The organism is Falsiroseomonas bella, from assembly GCF_003173615.1.
Taxonomy (GTDB): Bacteria; Pseudomonadota; Alphaproteobacteria; order Acetobacterales; family Acetobacteraceae; genus Falsiroseomonas; species Falsiroseomonas bella.
This window is the reverse complement of record NZ_QGNA01000005.1, coordinates 293,179-308,417: the sequence shown is the minus strand read 5'-3', so window position 1 is coordinate 308,417 and position 15,239 is coordinate 293,179. Positions and strand designations below refer to the sequence as shown.

The window sequence follows — 15,239 nt, the reverse complement described above, 5'->3', positions numbered from 1 at the left end:
CGTCAGCGTGCGCCGGCACGCACCTCGCGCTGCCAGCGGTCGATCAGGCGCGTGCGCTCCTGCGCGTTGCCCCAGCGGGCGAAGTCGTAGTCGATCAGGGGCACGTTCTCGAAGCGCGGGGCCTGGGGCGGGATCGGGGCGCTGCGGTTGGACGGCAGCTGGTAGGCCTTGGCCTCGGCACCGATCGCCTGCGCCTCGGCGCTCAGCGCCCAGTCGTAGAAGCGGCGGGCGTTGTCCATGTTCCGCGCGCCGCGGACGATGGACATGGAGCCGATCTCGTAGCCCGTGCCCTCGCAGGGGCCGACGAGTTCCAGCGGCGCGCCGCTGACCTTCTGCGCCACGGCGTCGTGCAGGAAGGTGATGCCGACCAGCGTCTCGCCGGTGGCGGCGGCGCGCGCCGGCGCGGCGCCGGAGCGGGTGTACTGATTGACGTTGCGGTGCAGGGCGCGGAGGTAGGTGAAGGCCGGGTCCTCGCCCATGATCTGCACCAGGGTTGCGAGCATGGTGTAGGCGGTGCCGGAGGTGTTGGGATCGGCCACCTGGACCTCGCCGCGGAACTCGGGCTTCGCCAGGTCGGCCCAGCAGCGCGGCGCGGTGATGCGCCGGCGCTGCAGCTCCGGCGCGTTGTAGGAATAGCCGAGCGCGCCGGCATAGATGCCGACGGTGCGGAAGCCGGTCTGCTCCGCCTGGCGAACGGCCCAGGGCTGCAGCTGCGCGAGCATCGGGGAGCGGTATTCCTGCGTCAGGTTCTCCTGCGCGGCCTGCATGTGCGGATCGCCGGTGCCGCCCCACCAGACATCGCCGCGCGGGTTCTGGGCCTCGGCGCGGATCTGGGTCAGCGTCTCGCCGGAGCTGCGGCGCGTCATGGCGACGCTGATGCCGGTGGCGCGCTCGAAGGCGGCCATCATCGGACGGCACCATTCCTCCTGCACCGAGCAGTAGACGGTGAGGCTGCCCTGCGCGCTGGCCGTGCCGGCGGCGAGCAGGCCGAAGGCGCCGGCGATGGCGGCGCCGAACAGGCGGCGTGTGGCGGACATGGTTCTTCCTCCCTGATCGCGCACGGCTTCGGCCGGCGCCACGGACTGCCTCGAAACTGTCATATTCTCTGCCGGCGCGCCGGGAAGCTCAAGCCTCCATCAGCGCTGCAAGTCGCGGACCGAGGGCGGGTGCGGCGAAGCAGATCGGGTTGCCCGCGGCGAGCCAGTCGCCGCTGTCGAAGGCGTTGGTCCAGCAGCCGGCCTCGCGCGCGATGGCGAGCGCCGCCGCCGCGTCCCAGGCATTGATGTGCAGTTCGAGATAGGCGTCGAGCCGGCCGCAGGCGGTCTCCACAAGGCCGAGCGTGCCGGAGCCCTGGGAGCGCACGCCGCCGCCGTCCGCCATCACGCGCCCGGCGAGTGCGACGAAGGCTTCCGCCGGGCGGCGCAGCGACCAGCCGATTTCGATGATGGCGCGCGCCATGTCCGTGGTGGCGGCGGCGCGGATCGGGGTGCCATTCAGGGTCGCGCCCAGGCCTGCCGCGGCGACGTATAGCTCGGCGGGCTCGTGGCGGGCCACGGCGCCCATCACCGCGCGCCCGTCCCGGGCGAGGCCGATGGAGACGCACCAGCGATGGCCGTCGCGCGCGAAATTCGCGGTGCCGTCGATCGGGTCGAGGATCCAGAGCGGGCCGGATTCGGACGCTTCGCCGCCGCCTTCCTCGCCGAGGATCGGCTCGCCGGGGAAGTGGCGTGCGAGCTGCTCGCGGATGAAGTGCTCCGTCGCGCCATCGGCTTCCGTCAGGAAGTCCTGCGCGCCCTTCATCGTCGTTGCACCCATGCCCTTCGCGCGCATGCGCGCGGCGAGGGCGGCGGCGTCGCGTGCGATGCCGCCGGCGATGTCGCGGCGGCGGGCGAGGTCGTCGTGCATCACGTATAGGCACCCATCACGTTCTGGTCGAAGTCGATCAGCGCGCCGGTCATCATCTCGGATGCGTCGGACAGCAGGTAGGTGGCGAGCCCGGCCACGTCGCGCGGCTTCAGCAGTCGCCCGAAGGGCTGGGACGGTTCGGCGCGCTCCAGCCAGTCCTGCGGGTTGCCGTCGCGCTGCTGGATCACATGCTCGCCCGGCGTGTCGGCCCAGCCCATGTTGATGCCGTTCACGCGGATGCGCAGCGGGCGCAGGCCCAGCGCCGTGTTCTTCGTCAGCGTCGCCAGCGCGCCCTTGGAGGCGGAATAGGCGGTGAGGAAAGGCTGGCCGCCATGGCTCGACATGGTGATGACGTTCACCACCGCGCCGGGCTTGCCCGCTTCTTTCAGGCGCCGCGCCATCGCCTGGGTCAGCAGGAAGGGCGCGCGCGCGTTCACCGCGAAGAGCCGGTCCCAGAGCGCGGCGGAGGTGTCGAGGATGGTGCCGCGATCGGTCAGCCCCGCTGCGTTCACCAGCCCGTCCACGATGCCGAGCGCGGCTTCGGCCTGCGCGACGATGCCGGAGGTTGCCTCCGCATCCGCGAGGTCGGCGGCGACGAAATGCGCGCGCGTGCCGAGCGTCTGCAGCTTTGCGACCACCGCCGCGCCCCGCGTTGCGTCGCGGCCGGTGATGCAGACCGCCGCCGCGCCGGCCTCGGCCGCGGCAAGCGCGCAGCCTTCGCCGATGCCGGAGGTGCCGCCGGTCACCAGCACCACGCGGCCATCCAGCCGCACCTGCGGCAGCATGGACATCAGGCGACCCTCACCGGACGCCCGGTGCGCAGCGACTCGAAGGCGGCATCGGCCAGCACCAGGGCCTGCCGCCCATCCTCCGCGCCCACCGGCATCGGCGCGCCCTTCGTCAGCGCATCGAGGAAGGCCTGCAGCTCGATCCGGTAGGCCTCGGCGTAGCGCTCCAGGAAGAAGTGCATCGGCTTGTCGGCGCTGACGGCGTTGGCATCCGCCAGTTCCACCGTGGTCGGCGTGCGGTTGCCCGCGATGAGGCGGCCGGCGCTGCCGAACACCTCCACGCGCTGGTCGTAGCCGTAGCTGGCGCGACGGCTGTTGTTGATGTGCGCCATGCGGCCGGAGGCGGTCTTCAGCAGCACCATCGCGCTGTCGATGTCGCCGGCCGCGCCGATGGCGGGGTCCACCAGGTTGGCGCCGTGGGCGAAGACCTCGATCGGCTCCTCGCCCAGCATCCAGCGCGCCATGTCGAAGTCATGGATCGTCATGTCGCGGAACAGGCCGCCCGAGACCTTGACGTAGGAGACCGGCGGCGGGCCGGGGTCGCGGCTGGTGATGATCACCTGCTCCACCGCGCCGATGGCGCCGGCGCCGATTCGGCGATGCAGCTCGGCGAAGGATGGATCGAAGCGGCGATTGAAGCCGACGAGCATCGGCACGCCGGCCTTGCGCACCTCCGCCAGGCAGGCATCCACGCGCGCCAGCGAGAGATCGATGGGTTTCTCGCAGAAGATCGCCTTGCCGGCGCGCGCGGCGGCGATGACGAGATCGGCGTGGGTGTCGGTGGAGGAGGCGATGATGACGGCGCGCACCTCCGGGTCGGCCAGCGCGGTCGCGGTGTCGCTGACGGCGGCGCCGTGCTTCGCGGCCAGCGCCTGCGCGGCGGGCGCATGCACGTCCACGACATGCTTGAGCCGCGCGTCGCCGCTCGCCGCCAGGTTGGCGGCGTGGATGGCGCCGATGCGGCCGGCGCCGAACTGTGCGAAGTGGATCATGGTGGTTTCCGTGGGCGCGCTGCTTGCCGCGCCCGGCTTGCAGTCAGTGTCATCGAACTGTAACACAAGGTCGGCCCGGAGCAATCCGGGGTGGAGGAGAACATGGCCAGTCTACGCCTGACCGCGGCCGAAGCCACGATACGCTTCCTGGCGGCGCAGCAGGCCGAGATCGGCGGCCGCACCCTGCCCATCTTCGGCGGTGTCTGGGCGATCTTCGGCCATGGCAACGTGGCCGGGCTGGGGCCGGCGCTGCATGCGCATCGCCGCGTGTTGCCCACCTTTCGCGCGCATAACGAGCAGGCGATGGCACATGCCGCCATCGCCTTCGCCAAGACCCATGCGCGCCGGCGCATGATGGCCTGCACCACCTCGATCGGGCCGGGTGCCACGAACATGGTGACGGCGGCGGCGGTGGCGCATGTGAACCGCCTGCCGGTGCTGTTCCTGCCCGGCGACGTCTTTGCCAGCCGCCGGCCCGATCCGGTGCTGCAGCAGGTCGAGGATTTCGGCGACGCGACGGTCTCGGCCAATGACTGCTTCCGTCCGGTCTCCCGCTACTTCGACCGCATCATGCGCGCGGAGCAGCTGCTGGCAGCGCTGCCGGCCGCGATGCGCGTGCTGACCGATCCGGCGGAATGCGGACCGGTTACGCTCGCCTTTCCGCAGGACGTGCAGACCGAGGCGATGGACTGGCCGAGCGACTTCTTCCGCAAGCGCGTCTGGCGCCCGCGCGGGCCGGAGCCGGACGCGGCGGAGCTGCGCGCGGCGGCGGAGGCGCTGCGCGCGGCGAAGCGGCCCGTCCTGATCGCGGGCGGCGGCGTCAAATACGCTTGCGCGGAAGCAACGCTTGCCGAGTTCGCACGCTCCCACGGCGTGCCGGTGGCGGAGACCCAGGCCGGCAAGGGCAGCCTGGCCTGGGATGCGCCTGCCAATCTCGGCGCCATCGGCGTGACCGGCAGCGCCGCGGCGAATGCCCTGGCGGCGCAGGCCGACCTGGTGCTGGCGGTGGGCACGCGGTTGCAGGATTTCACCACGGGATCGCGCGCGCTGTTCGGCCGCGCGAAGCTTGTCGCGCTGAACGTCGCCGCGTTCGATGCGCTGAAGCACGGCGCGCAGCCGCTGGTCGCCGATGCCGGGCGCGGGCTGGCGGCGCTGTCCGCCGTGCTCGGCGGGTGGCAGGTGCCGCGACCGTGGCAGGAGAAGGCGGCGGCGGCGACCGCGCGCTGGCACCGCACGGTGGCGCGCGTGACGGCGGCGCCGAAGCGCGGCGCGAACGACCTGCCGACGGACGCCCAGGTGCTGGGCGCGGTCAACCGCGCCATGCCGAAGCAGGGCATCGTGGTCTGCGCCGCGGGTGGCCTGCCGGGCGAACTGCACAAGCTGTGGCGCGCGACGGATGCCGCAAGCTACCACCTGGAATACGGCTATTCCTGCATGGGCTACGAGATCGCCGGCGGGCTCGGCGCCAAGCTTGCGGCGCCGCAGCGCGAGGTGGTGGTGATGGTCGGCGACGGCAGCTACCTGATGATGAACAGCGAGATCGCGACCTCCGTCGCGCTCGGCGCCAAGCTGACGATCGTCGTGCTGGACAATCGCGGCTTCGGCTGCATCAACCGCCTGCAGCGCGGCACCGGCGGCGAGCCCTTTCGCAACCTTCTGCCGGATGAAGCACCGCGTGTGGATTTCGCCGCCCATGCGACGGCGCTCGGCGCGCAGGCGCGCAAGGTGGCTGACATCGCGGAGCTGGAAGCCGCGCTGCCAAAAGCCTTCGCCGCAAAGCGCACGCAGGTGATCGTCATCGACACGGACCCGCAGACCGGCACCGCGGAAGGCGGCGCCTGGTGGGAGGTGCCGGTGACCGCGGCGCCCGCGACGCCGGCGCAGAAGGCCGCGCGCCGCGACTACGAGACCAACCGCAAGCGCCAGGCCGCAGGAGCGTAACCCCAATGGCCATCCGCCTCGGCATCAATCCGCTGACCTGGACCAATGACGACATGCCGGAGCTCGGCGCGGAGACGCCGCTCGAGACCTGCCTGGCGGAAGGGAAGCAGGCGGGCTTCGAGGGCTTCGAGCTCGGCAACAAGTTCCCGCGCGTGGCGTCGCAGCTCGGGCCGATCCTGCAGCGGCACGGGCTGGCGCTGGTTTCCGGCTGGTACGGCTCGCGCCTGCTGGAGCGCGACGTGGATGCGGAGATGGCGGAGGCCGAGCCGCACATCGCGCTGCTGACCGCGCTGGGCTGCACGGTGATGGTGCATGCCGAGGTTGCCCGCGCGATCCATGGCGCGCGCGCGACGCCGCTGTCGCAGCGTCCGGTCCTGTCGGACGCCGACTGGGATCTCCTGGCACCACGAATCGAAAAGTTCGGCAGGCGGCTGAAGGCGCGCGGGCTGCATCTCGCCTATCACCACCACATGGGGACGGTGATCGAGAGCCAGGCGGATGTGGACCGGCTGATGGCGACCACCGGGCCGGACGTCGGGCTGCTGCTGGACACAGGCCACCTCACCTTCGCCGGCGGCGATCCGGTAGCAGCGGCGGAGCGCCACGCGGCGCGCGTGGTGCATGTGCACTGCAAGGATATCCGGCCGGCGGTGATGCGCGACGTGAAGGCGCGCGACCTGCCCTTCCTGGCCGCCGTGCTCGAAGGCGTCTTCACGGTTCCCGGCGATGGCTGCGTGGATTATCCCGCCGTGCTGAAGCCGCTCGCCGCCGCGGGCTATGCCGGCTGGCTGGTGGTGGAGGCCGAGCAGGATCCGGCCAAGGCGCATCCGCTGACCTATGCGCGGATGGGCCATGACAACCTGGCCCGCTTCGCGCGTTCAGCCTTCGGCTGAGAGGAGGCGGCCCGCCGATGACCGAGCTGCGCCTGCTGGTCCAGCTCGCGGGCGAGGCCGCGCTGCTGCTCTGGGGGCTGCACATGGTGCAGTCCGGCGTGGAGCGCGCCTTCGGCGGGCGGCTGCAGGCGCTGCTCGGCACCGCGCTCGGCACGCCCTGGCGCGCGCTGCTCGCCGGGCTCGGCGTGACCGCGGCGCTGCAGAGCAGCACCGCGACCGCGCTGATGATCGCGGGCTTCGCCTCGGCCGGCGCCGTTGCGCTGGTGCCGGCGCTGGCGGCGATGCTCGGCGCCAATATCGGCACGGCGATGATCGTGCAGGTGCTGTCCTTCGATGCGGGCTGGCTCTCGCCGCTGCTGATCCTGCTCGGCGTCATCGCGTTTCGGAAGGGGCGGCGCGCGCAGTCGCGCGACCTCGGCCGCGTTGCCATCGGGCTCGGGCTGATGCTGCTCGCGCTGCATCTGATGGTGGAGACGCTCGCGCCCGTGCAGGCCTCGCCGGCGCTGGCGCAGGTGCTGCATGCGATGGCGGACCAGCCGCTGCCGAACCTGGTGCTGGCGGCCGTGATCGCCTGGGCGGCGCATTCCTCCATCGCGGCGGTGCTGTTCGTGGCGACGCTCGCCGGCGGCGGCGTGCTGCTGCCGGACGCCGCGGTGGCGATGGTGCTCGGCGCCAACCTGGGCAGCGCGCTGAACCCGCTGCTGCAGGGCGGCGGCCGGCCGGGTGATCGGGCGCGGCTGCGGCTGCCGCTCGGCAACCTCGTCAACCGCGTGCTGGGCTGCGCGCTGGTGCTGGCCTTCCTGCCCGAGGTCAGCGCCTGGCTCGCCTCGCTGGTGCCGACGCCGTTGCGCCTGGTCGCCACCGCGCATCTCGCCTTCAACGTGGCGACGAGCCTGCTCGCCCTGCCGCTGCTGCGCCCGCTGGCCTGGGCGCTGACGAAGCTCTTGCCCGAGCGTCCCGAGCTGGACGAGGCGGCGCCGCGCTACCTCGATCCTGCCGCGGCGGCGATGCCGGCCGTGGCGATGGCGAATGCGCGGCGCGAGGTGCTGCGCATCGCCGATGTGCTGGAGCGGATGCTGGACGCCTCCACCCGCGCCTTCGCCGAGGATGCGCGCGATGCTGCCAAGGCGCTGGCCACGATGGACGACGTGGTGGACCGGCTGCACCGCGCCGTGCTCGCGTATCTTGCCGGCATGCCGGGCGATCTGCTGACGGAGTCGGATCGCGAGCGCATCGCGGCCATCCAGTCCTTTGCCATCGCGCTGGAACATGCCGCCGATGTGCTGAGCCGCGACGTCGCGCGGCATGCCGCCAAGCGTGCGCGCCGGGGCGTGACGCTGGCGGAGGCGGACCGAAGGGACATCGCGGCGCTGCATGCGGCGCTGCGCGAGGAGTTGCGCCTCGCCGTCGCCGTCTTCACCGAATCGGATGCGGAGGCCGCGCGCCGCCTGGTGCAGGCGAAGGAGATGCTGCGCGGCACGGAGAGCGCCGCCGCGCGTCGAGCAGCGAAGGCCGCGCCGCTGCCGCTGGGCGAGCCGGGCGCCACGCCGGGGCTCGTGCTGGATGCGATCCGCGACCTTCGGCGGGTCGGCGCGCATCTGGCGGCGGTGGCGCATCCGCTGCTGGAACGCCGCGGCGAACTGCTGGCCACCCGACTTGCCCCGGGACGCGCGGCCAAGGAGCCCGGCGGCGGGGGATAGGGCGCGTCGCCCTATTCCGGATCGGCGCGCGGCGGTGCGTCTTCGCGGCCGGACATCAGGTCCGCGACCCAGCGGCTTGCCGGGAAGGCCTCGCAGACCGTCAGCACCGCGATCAGCACCGGCGTGCCGATGAAGGCGCCGGGGATGCCCCAGAGGAAGCTGCCGACGAAGACCGAGACCAGCACCATGAAGGGTGAGACGGCCAGCCGCGCGCCGGTGAGCCGCGGCTCGATGTAGCTGCCGCCGAGGAACTGGATGATCTGCAGCACGGCGAAGACGGTCACCGCCACTTCCCAGGTGCCGAATTGCAGCACCGCGAAGATGGTGGGGAACAGCGTTGCCACCAGCGGGCCGATGAAGGGGATGTAGTTCAGCACCAGCGCGATGGCGCCCCATTCGGCCGCGAGATCGAGGCCCATGGCCGCGGCGAAGGCCCAGACGGCGAGGCCGGTGATCACGCTCATGAAGGTCCGCACCATCATGTAGGTGCGCAGCTTCTGCGCGGTGCGCTGCGCCGCGCGCAGCAGCGCGGCCGGCACGCCGGGACCGAGGCGCAGCATCTGCCGCTGCGCCACGTCCACCTCCAGCAGGCCGAGCATCACATAGACCAGCGTGAGCAGGATGAAGCTCAGCATCCCCTGCAGCTGCGCCAGCACCCCCTGCGCCACGCGGACCATCCAGCGCGCATCGAACTGCCCCGCCAGCGCGCCGGCCGCCGGGATGCCCTGCGCCTCCAGCCAGGCCATCTTCTGCGCATAGAGCGCCTGCAGCGTCGCGGCATTCGCCACCACCGACTGGCCGACGCGGCCGAAGGCCCAGGCCACCAGCAGCGCCAGCCCCACCAGCGCGACCAGCGCCACGACCATGGTGACGAGCAGCGCGGCGACCTTCGGCATGCGCTGCTGCGCCCAGCCCTGCACAGGCCAGACCAGCGCGATGGCAAACAGTGCGAAGACCACCGGCGCGACGACGGATTGCGCCAGCATGATGGCGCCGGCGAACAGGATCGCCGTGCTCAGCCCGAGCATCACGCGCATCGCGCGACCATCCGCCATTCGCGCCTCGCCTCTCGCCGCGGCGCCAGCTAGTGTCAGTTGCGCGACCGATGCAAGGGGGCGCGCATGGGCATCCGGGCCGGCACGACGCGGCTGCTGCGATGGGCGGCAGGGCTCTTCCTGCTGCTCCTCGTCGTGGTCTTTGCGCTGCGTGCCTATGATGTGCAGCGCGGCCCGGCGCTGCGGCCATGGCATGTCCACGTCCCGCCGGAGATGGACCGCGCCGCGATGGCCGGTGCGGATTGGGAGGCCTGGATGGCGGCCGAGGCGCGCGCCTTCGCCGCGGTGCGGCGCGAGGTGACGGACCGTCTCGACCCCGAGGACCGCGTTCCGGCCAACCGCTTCTTCGCGGACAGCCCGCTCAACCCCGCCGGCTTCCCGCAGGACTGGAACCGATCGGTCATCCTGATGCCGGAAGGCCCGCCGCAGGGCGCGGCGGTGCTGGTGCATGGCATGACCGATGCGCCCTACAGCATGCGCCACCTGGCGGAGCTGTATCGCGCGCGCGGCTGGGTGGCGGTGGTTCCGCGCATGCCGGGCCACGGCACGGTGCCGGCTGGCCTGACCGATGCGACCTGGGAGGATTGGGCGGCGGCCACGCGGCTTGCGGTGCGCGCGGCGCGCGCGCGTGCCGGCGCGGGCAGGCCGCTGCACCTGGTTGGCTATTCCAATGGCGGCGCGCTGGTGATGAAGCACGCGCTCGATGCCATCGAGGATCCGTCGCTCGATGCGCCGCAGCGGCTGGTGCTGGTCTCGCCGATGGTCGGCGTGACGGCCTTCGCACGCTTCGCCGGCATCGCCGGCCTGCCGGCGCTGCTGCCCGCCTTCGCCGGCGCGGCCTGGCTGGACCTGCTGCCGGAGTTCAACCCCTACAAGTTCAACTCCTTCCCGGTGAACGCCGCGCGGCAGTCGCACCAGCTGACGGCGGCGCTGCAGGAGCAGACGCGGCGGCTGGCGGCCGCGGGCAGGCTGGATGGGCTTGCCCCGGTGCTCACCTTCCAGTCGGTGGTGGACGCCACGGTCAGCACGCCCGCGATCGTCAACGCGCTCTATGCGCTGCTGCCCGCGAATGGCAGCGAGCTGGTGCTGTTCGACCTGAACCGCGATGCCAAGCTCGGGCCGCTGATCTCGCCGCAGGCGGCGCAGGCCGTGGACCGCCTGCTGCCCCCCGCGCCGCAGCGCTTCCGCATGACGCGCATCACCAACGTCACCCCCGATTCCGCCGAAGTCATGGCGGAGGTCACGGAGGCCGGCGAGACGGCGACGCGGATGGTGCCGCTCGACCTCGCCTGGCCGCGCGAGCTGTACTCGCTCTCCCACATCGCCTTGCCCTTCCCGGTGGATGACTGGCTCTACGGGCTGGTGCCCGATCCGGCCGACGGGGTCGGGTTCAATCTCGGCGCGCTGGCGGCGCGGGGCGAGCGTGGCGTGCTGGTGACCGGGCTCGACACGCTGATGCGGATCTCCTCGAATCCGTTCTTTCCTTACCTGCGCGACCGCGTGGCGGAAGGCATTCCACCCGGCGCCGCGGGGCAGCGGGCGAATGGGACGCCCGGCTCACCGGTGGGACGGGCCGCCCATGACGCCAACCGGGCCGGCACCGCAGATGCGATGGCGGTGCGCTAGAAGCCCTGCCGCATGGCGCGCTTCTGGTCGCCGCCGACCCGTTCTAGACTTCAGCCTTCCGAGTGGAACCAGTTCCATGCGCATGCCGACAGCACTGCCAACGGGACGCCGCGCCCTGCTGCTGCTGCCCGCCCTGTTGCTCGCCTGCAGCGAGCCGCCCGCGCCGCCGCCCGCCGACCCGCGCCCGGTGCGCGTGGTCACCGTGGAGCCACGCGCGGGTGGCGAGGTCGTGTCCCTGACCGGCACCATCCAGGCCGAGACGGAGGCCAGTCTGGGCTTCCGCATAGACGGCCGGATGACGGAGCGCCTGGTGAATGTCGGCGACCGCGTGCAGGCCGGGCAGGTGATCGCGCGGCTCGATCCGACGAATGAGGAGAACAACCTGCGCGCCGCCCGCGCCGCGCTGGCGGCCGCGGAGGCGCAGCTCGCCGAGGCGCAGAACAACTACTGGCGGCAGGCCGAGCTGCTGCGCGGCGGCTGGACCACGCGCCAGCGCTACGACCAGGCCTCGCAGCAGCGCCAGACCGCGCGCAGCGCGCTGGACTCGGCGCAGGCCCAGGCGAACATCGCGGAGAACCGGCTCGGCTATACCGAGCTTGTCGCGGATGCCTCCGGCACCGTCACGGCGCGCGGGGCGGAGCCCGGCGAGGTGGTGGCACCCGGGCGGATGATCGTGCGCATCGCCCGCCAGGGCGGCCTGGATGCGGTGTTCGACGTGCCACCGGTGGTGAAGGATCAGGCGCCGGCCAATGCGGCGATCGAGGTGGCGCTGACGCTCGATCCCGCCGTGCGCACCCAGGGCCGCGTGCGGGAGGTCTCGCCCAGCGCCGATCCGGCGACCGGCACCTTCCGGGTGCGCATCGGGCTGGAGGATCCGCCGCCGGCGCTGCGCCTGGGCTCGACCGTCACCGGGCGGATGCAGCTGGATGGCGGCGCGGCCATCACGATCCCGGCCGGCGCGCTGACCCGCAAGGACGACGCGCCCGCGGTCTGGCTGGTGGACCCGGCGACGCAGACGGTCGCGCTGCGCAACATCGAGGTGCTGCGCCATGATCCCGCGCGCGTCGTCGTCGGCTCCGGCCTGACGGAGGGCGAGGTGGTCGTCACCGCGGGTGTGCAGGCGCTGCGGCCCGGGCAGAAGGTGCGCCTGCTCGGGGCCGCGCCGTGATCGGTCCCAACCTCTCCGAGTGGTCCATCAGGCGGCCGCAGCTCGTTCTCTATTTCATGCTGGTGGCGGTCATCGCCGGCGCGCTGGTGTTCCTGCGGCTCGGCCGCAACGAGGACCCGGCCTTCACCTTCCGCACCATGGTCGTCTCCGCCGCCTGGCCGGGCGCGACGATCGAGGAGACGCTGCTGCAGGTGACGGAGCGCCTGGAGCGCACCCTGCAGGAGACGCCGAACCTCGACCGGTTGCGCAGCTACACGATCGCTGGCCAGACGACGATCTTCGTGGACCTGAAGGGCTCGACCCCGGCGAAGGTCGTGCCGGACATGTGGTACGAGGTGCGCAAGCGCGTCGGGGACATGCGCCATACATTGCCCCAGGGCGTGCTGGGGCCGGGCTTCAACGACGATTTCGGCGACACCTTCGGCATCATCTTCGGCTTCACCGCCGACGGCTTCTCGCGCCGCGAGTTGCGCGACCAGGTGGAGGCGGCGCGCTCGCGCCTGCTGCGGGTGCCGGACGTGACGAAGGTCGAGATCCTGGGCGCGCAGGACGAGGTGGTGTTCATCGAGTTCTCGCTCGAACGCCTGGCGGGTCTCGGGCTCAACTATCCCGCGCTCATCGCGGCGCTGCAGGCGCAGAACGCGGTCAGCCCCGCTGGGCTGGTGCAGACCGGGGAGGAGAGGCTGGCGCTGCGCGTCTCCGGCGCCTTCCAGAACGAGGCCGACCTCGCCGCCGTCTCCTTCGTCGCGGGCGACAGGCTGGTGCGGCTGACCGACATCGCCGAGATCCGCCGCGGCTTCGCCGACCCGCCGCAGCCGATGTTCCGCGTCAACGGCCAGCCCGCGATCGGGCTGGCGGTGGCGATGCGGGAGGGCGGCGACATCCTCGCCCTCGGCGAGAATTTGCGGCGCGAGATGCGCCTGATCGAGCGCGAGCTGCCGATCGGCATCGAGCCCTTCCTCGTCGCCGACCAGGCCGAGACGGTGGACACCGCCATCGGCGACTTCACCGAAAGCCTCTGGCAGGCGATCGTGATCATCATGGTGGTCAGCTTCATCGCGCTCGGCATCCGGGCCGGGGCGGTGGTCGCGCTCTCCATCCCGCTCACGCTCGCCATCGTCTTCCCGCTGATGCTGCTGGCGGGGATAGACCTGCAGCGCATCTCGCTCGGCGCGCTGATCATCGCGCTGACGCTGCTGGTCGACGACGCGATGACGACGATCGACGCGATGATCCGCCGACTCGCCGCCGGGGACAGCAAGGACCAGGCCGCGACCTTCGCCTATCGCACGCTCGCCGCGCCGATGCTGACCGGCACGCTGGTGACCATCGCCGGCTTCATCCCGATCGGCTTTGCCGCAAGCTCTGCTGGCGAATACACCTTCTCCATCTTCGCGGTCGTCGGCATCGCGCTGGTGGTGTCCTGGTTCGTCGCCGTGCTCTTCGCGCCGCTGATGGGCATGGCGATCCTGAAGGCGCCGAAGGCCGCTGCCGCCGGCGCGCCGCCGCCGGCGCCTGGCGCCGTGCTGCGCGCCTATGCCGGCTTCCTGCGGCTGGCGATCCGGGTGCGCTGGGTGACGGTCGCGGTCGCGGTCGCGGCCTTCGCCGTCTCGGTGTTCGCGGTGCGCTTCGTGCCGCAGCAGTTCTTCCCCTCCTCCGACCGGCCGGAGCTGATGGTGGACATCACGCTGCCGCAGAACGCCTCCATCTTCGCGAGCCAGGAAGCGGCGGAGCAGCTGGATGCGGCGCTCGCCGCCGATCCGGATGTCGCGCATTGGAGCACCTATGTCGGCCGCGGCGCGATCCGCTTCTACCTGCCGCTCAATGCGCAGCTCGCAAACCCCTTCTTCGCCCAGGCCGTGGTGGTGGCGAAGGATTTCGAGGCGCGGCAGCGCCTGCAGCCCCGGCTCGAGGCGCTGCTGGCGGAGCGCTTCCCCGCTGCCATCGCCCGCGTCTCCCCGCTGGAATTGGGGCCGCCGGTGGGCTGGCCGCTGCAATGGCGCGTGGTCGGCCCGGACATCGAGACGCTGCGCTCCATCGCCTTTGAGGTCTCGCAGGTGCTGGCTGCCAGCCCGGGCGCGCGCAACCTCAACTTCGACTGGATGGAGCCGGCGCGGCAGCTGCGCGTCGTGGTGGACCAGGAACAGGCGCGCCAGCTCGGCCTCTCCTCCGCCGCCATCGCCTCCACGCTGAACGCGGTCATCACCGGCAGCGTCGTCACGCAGATCCGCGACGACATCTACCTGGTGAACGTGCTGGCGCGTGCCACCGCGGCGGAGCGGCTCTCGCTCGACACGCTGCTGACGATGCAGGTGCCGATCCCCGGCGGGCGCACGGTGGCGTTCGGCCAGTTCGCCACCTTCGAATACGGCCAGGAGTTCCCCCTGGTCTGGCGCCGCGACCGCGTGCCGTCGCTGACGGTCCAGGCCGATGTCCAGCCCGGCATCCTGCCGGACCAGGTGGTGGCCGAGGTCGAGCCGCGCCTCGCGGCGCTGCGTGCCCGCCTGCCCGCGGGCTATGCGATCGAGCTCGGCGGGATCGCGGAGGAGAGCGCGGACAGCCAGGCCTCGGTCATGGCGGTGGTGCCGATGATGATCGTGGTCATGCTGACCGTGCTGATGTTCCAGCTGCAGAGTTTCGCGCGGCTCGGCCTGGTGGTGGCGATCCTGCCGCTCGGGCTGATCGGGGTGGTGATGGCGCTGCTCGCCTTCGGCCGGCCGCTGGGCTTCGTCGCGATCCTCGGCATCCTCGCGCTGGTCGGGATGATCGCGAAGAACGCGGTGATCCTGATCGTGCAGATCGACCAGGACCGCGCCGACGGGATGGCGCTGCGCGACGCGGTGGTGGCGGCGGCCACATCGCGCCTGAGGCCGATGCTGCTGACGGCGCTGTCCACCGTGCTCGGCCTGATCCCGATCGCGCCGACGGTGTTCTGGGGGCCGATGGCCTTCGCCATCATGGGCGGGCTGCTGGTGGCGACGCTGCTGACGCTGATCGTGCTGCCCGCGCTCTACGTCATCGTCATGGAGCGCCGCGCCGACCGCGCGCCGCGGGAGCTGGCCGACCCGCCGCGCCCTGCGGTCGGCGAGGGCTGAGCGACGCGGCGGGGCGGGGTGCGCGCCGGCCCTGGCCGATGCCGTCATGGATCGGTCACGTGCCAATCGCGTTGAG

Annotated in this window: 11 protein-coding genes; 6 read left to right on the top strand and 5 right to left on the bottom strand. The window is 72.1% G+C overall.

Annotated features, from left to right (window positions below; all coding sequences use genetic code 11):
* Nucleotides 1-2: 2 nt before the first annotated feature.
* From DFH01_RS22080 to iolG, 4 genes are all read right to left on the bottom strand, one after another.
* Complete coding sequence (locus tag DFH01_RS22080) at nucleotides 3-1,037, bottom strand: ABC transporter substrate-binding protein (protein ID WP_109872662.1); 1,035 nt, start codon at nucleotides 1,035-1,037, stop codon at nucleotides 3-5.
* An 88-nt stretch (nucleotides 1,038-1,125) separates the two neighbouring features.
* Nucleotides 1,126-1,905, bottom strand: a complete 780-nt coding sequence (locus tag DFH01_RS22075; RefSeq protein ID WP_109872661.1) for an inositol monophosphatase family protein — start codon at nucleotides 1,903-1,905, stop codon at nucleotides 1,126-1,128.
* Nucleotides 1,905-2,696 (bottom strand): SDR family oxidoreductase, encoded by a 792-nt coding sequence (locus DFH01_RS22070; RefSeq protein ID WP_109872660.1) that lies wholly within the window; start codon nucleotides 2,694-2,696, stop codon nucleotides 1,905-1,907. The genes DFH01_RS22075 and DFH01_RS22070 overlap by 1 nt, the downstream gene beginning before the upstream one ends.
* Nucleotides 2,696-3,685 (bottom strand): inositol 2-dehydrogenase, encoded by a 990-nt coding sequence (gene iolG, locus DFH01_RS22065; RefSeq protein ID WP_109872659.1) that lies wholly within the window; start codon nucleotides 3,683-3,685, stop codon nucleotides 2,696-2,698. Before iolG ends, DFH01_RS22070 begins: the two co-directional genes overlap by 1 nt.
* Before the next feature lie 102 nt (nucleotides 3,686-3,787).
* On the opposite strand from iolG, the gene iolD reads away from it, so the two are divergent.
* The 3 genes from iolD to DFH01_RS22050 are packed head-to-tail and all read left to right on the top strand — an operon-like array spanning nucleotide 3,788 to nucleotide 8,219.
* Nucleotides 3,788-5,626 carry a 3D-(3,5/4)-trihydroxycyclohexane-1,2-dione acylhydrolase (decyclizing) gene (gene iolD, locus DFH01_RS22060; RefSeq protein WP_109872934.1) on the top strand — a complete coding sequence of 613 codons (1,839 nt, stop codon included), beginning with the start codon at nucleotides 3,788-3,790 and terminating at the stop codon, nucleotides 5,624-5,626.
* 5 nt (nucleotides 5,627-5,631) lie between these two features.
* Nucleotides 5,632-6,519: a myo-inosose-2 dehydratase gene (gene iolE / locus DFH01_RS22055; RefSeq protein ID WP_109872658.1), complete on the top strand. Its 888-nt coding sequence runs from the start codon at nucleotides 5,632-5,634 to the stop codon at nucleotides 6,517-6,519.
* A gap of 17 nt (nucleotides 6,520-6,536) precedes the next feature.
* Nucleotides 6,537-8,219: a Na/Pi cotransporter family protein gene (locus DFH01_RS22050; RefSeq protein WP_109872657.1), complete on the top strand. Its 1,683-nt coding sequence runs from the start codon at nucleotides 6,537-6,539 to the stop codon at nucleotides 8,217-8,219.
* A gap of 11 nt (nucleotides 8,220-8,230) precedes the next feature.
* Here DFH01_RS22050 and DFH01_RS22045 read toward each other — a convergent pair whose 3' ends face one another.
* Entirely contained in the window at nucleotides 8,231-9,274 is a 1,044-nt protein-coding gene (locus DFH01_RS22045) for an AI-2E family transporter (protein ID WP_199231347.1), read from the bottom strand.
* A 66-nt stretch (nucleotides 9,275-9,340) separates the two neighbouring features.
* On the opposite strand from DFH01_RS22045, the gene DFH01_RS22040 reads away from it, so the two are divergent.
* From DFH01_RS22040 to DFH01_RS22030, 3 genes are all read left to right on the top strand, one after another.
* Nucleotides 9,341-10,900: an alpha/beta hydrolase gene (locus tag DFH01_RS22040; RefSeq protein WP_109872656.1), complete on the top strand. Its 1,560-nt coding sequence runs from the start codon at nucleotides 9,341-9,343 to the stop codon at nucleotides 10,898-10,900.
* A 76-nt stretch (nucleotides 10,901-10,976) separates the two neighbouring features.
* Nucleotides 10,977-12,068, top strand: a complete 1,092-nt coding sequence (locus DFH01_RS22035; RefSeq protein ID WP_199231346.1) for an efflux RND transporter periplasmic adaptor subunit — start codon at nucleotides 10,977-10,979, stop codon at nucleotides 12,066-12,068.
* Nucleotides 12,065-15,163, top strand: a complete 3,099-nt coding sequence (locus DFH01_RS22030) for an efflux RND transporter permease subunit (RefSeq protein WP_109872655.1) — start codon at nucleotides 12,065-12,067, stop codon at nucleotides 15,161-15,163. The genes DFH01_RS22035 and DFH01_RS22030 overlap by 4 nt, the downstream gene beginning before the upstream one ends.
* Nucleotides 15,164-15,239: the final 76 nt, after the last annotated feature.

Excerpts from the sequence above, each read along its gene's own strand:
- DFH01_RS22075 (WP_109872661.1), bottom strand. The coding sequence starts at position 1,905 with ATGCACGACGACCTCGCCCGCCGCCGCGACATCGCCGGCGGCATCGCA.
- iolD (WP_109872934.1), top strand. The coding sequence starts at position 3,788 with ATGGCCAGTCTACGCCTGACCGCGGCCGAAGCCACGATACGCTTCCTG.
- DFH01_RS22050 (WP_109872657.1), top strand. The coding sequence starts at position 6,537 with ATGACCGAGCTGCGCCTGCTGGTCCAGCTCGCGGGCGAGGCCGCGCTG.
- iolE (WP_109872658.1), top strand. The coding sequence starts at position 5,632 with ATGGCCATCCGCCTCGGCATCAATCCGCTGACCTGGACCAATGACGAC.
- DFH01_RS22040 (WP_109872656.1), top strand. The coding sequence starts at position 9,341 with ATGGGCATCCGGGCCGGCACGACGCGGCTGCTGCGATGGGCGGCAGGG.
- DFH01_RS22080 (WP_109872662.1), bottom strand. The coding sequence starts at position 1,037 with ATGTCCGCCACACGCCGCCTGTTCGGCGCCGCCATCGCCGGCGCCTTC.
- DFH01_RS22070 (WP_109872660.1), bottom strand. The coding sequence starts at position 2,696 with ATGTCCATGCTGCCGCAGGTGCGGCTGGATGGCCGCGTGGTGCTGGTG.
- DFH01_RS22035 (WP_199231346.1), top strand. The coding sequence starts at position 10,977 with ATGCGCATGCCGACAGCACTGCCAACGGGACGCCGCGCCCTGCTGCTG.
- DFH01_RS22045 (WP_199231347.1), bottom strand. The coding sequence starts at position 9,274 with ATGGCGGATGGTCGCGCGATGCGCGTGATGCTCGGGCTGAGCACGGCG.
- iolG (WP_109872659.1), bottom strand. The coding sequence starts at position 3,685 with ATGATCCACTTCGCACAGTTCGGCGCCGGCCGCATCGGCGCCATCCAC.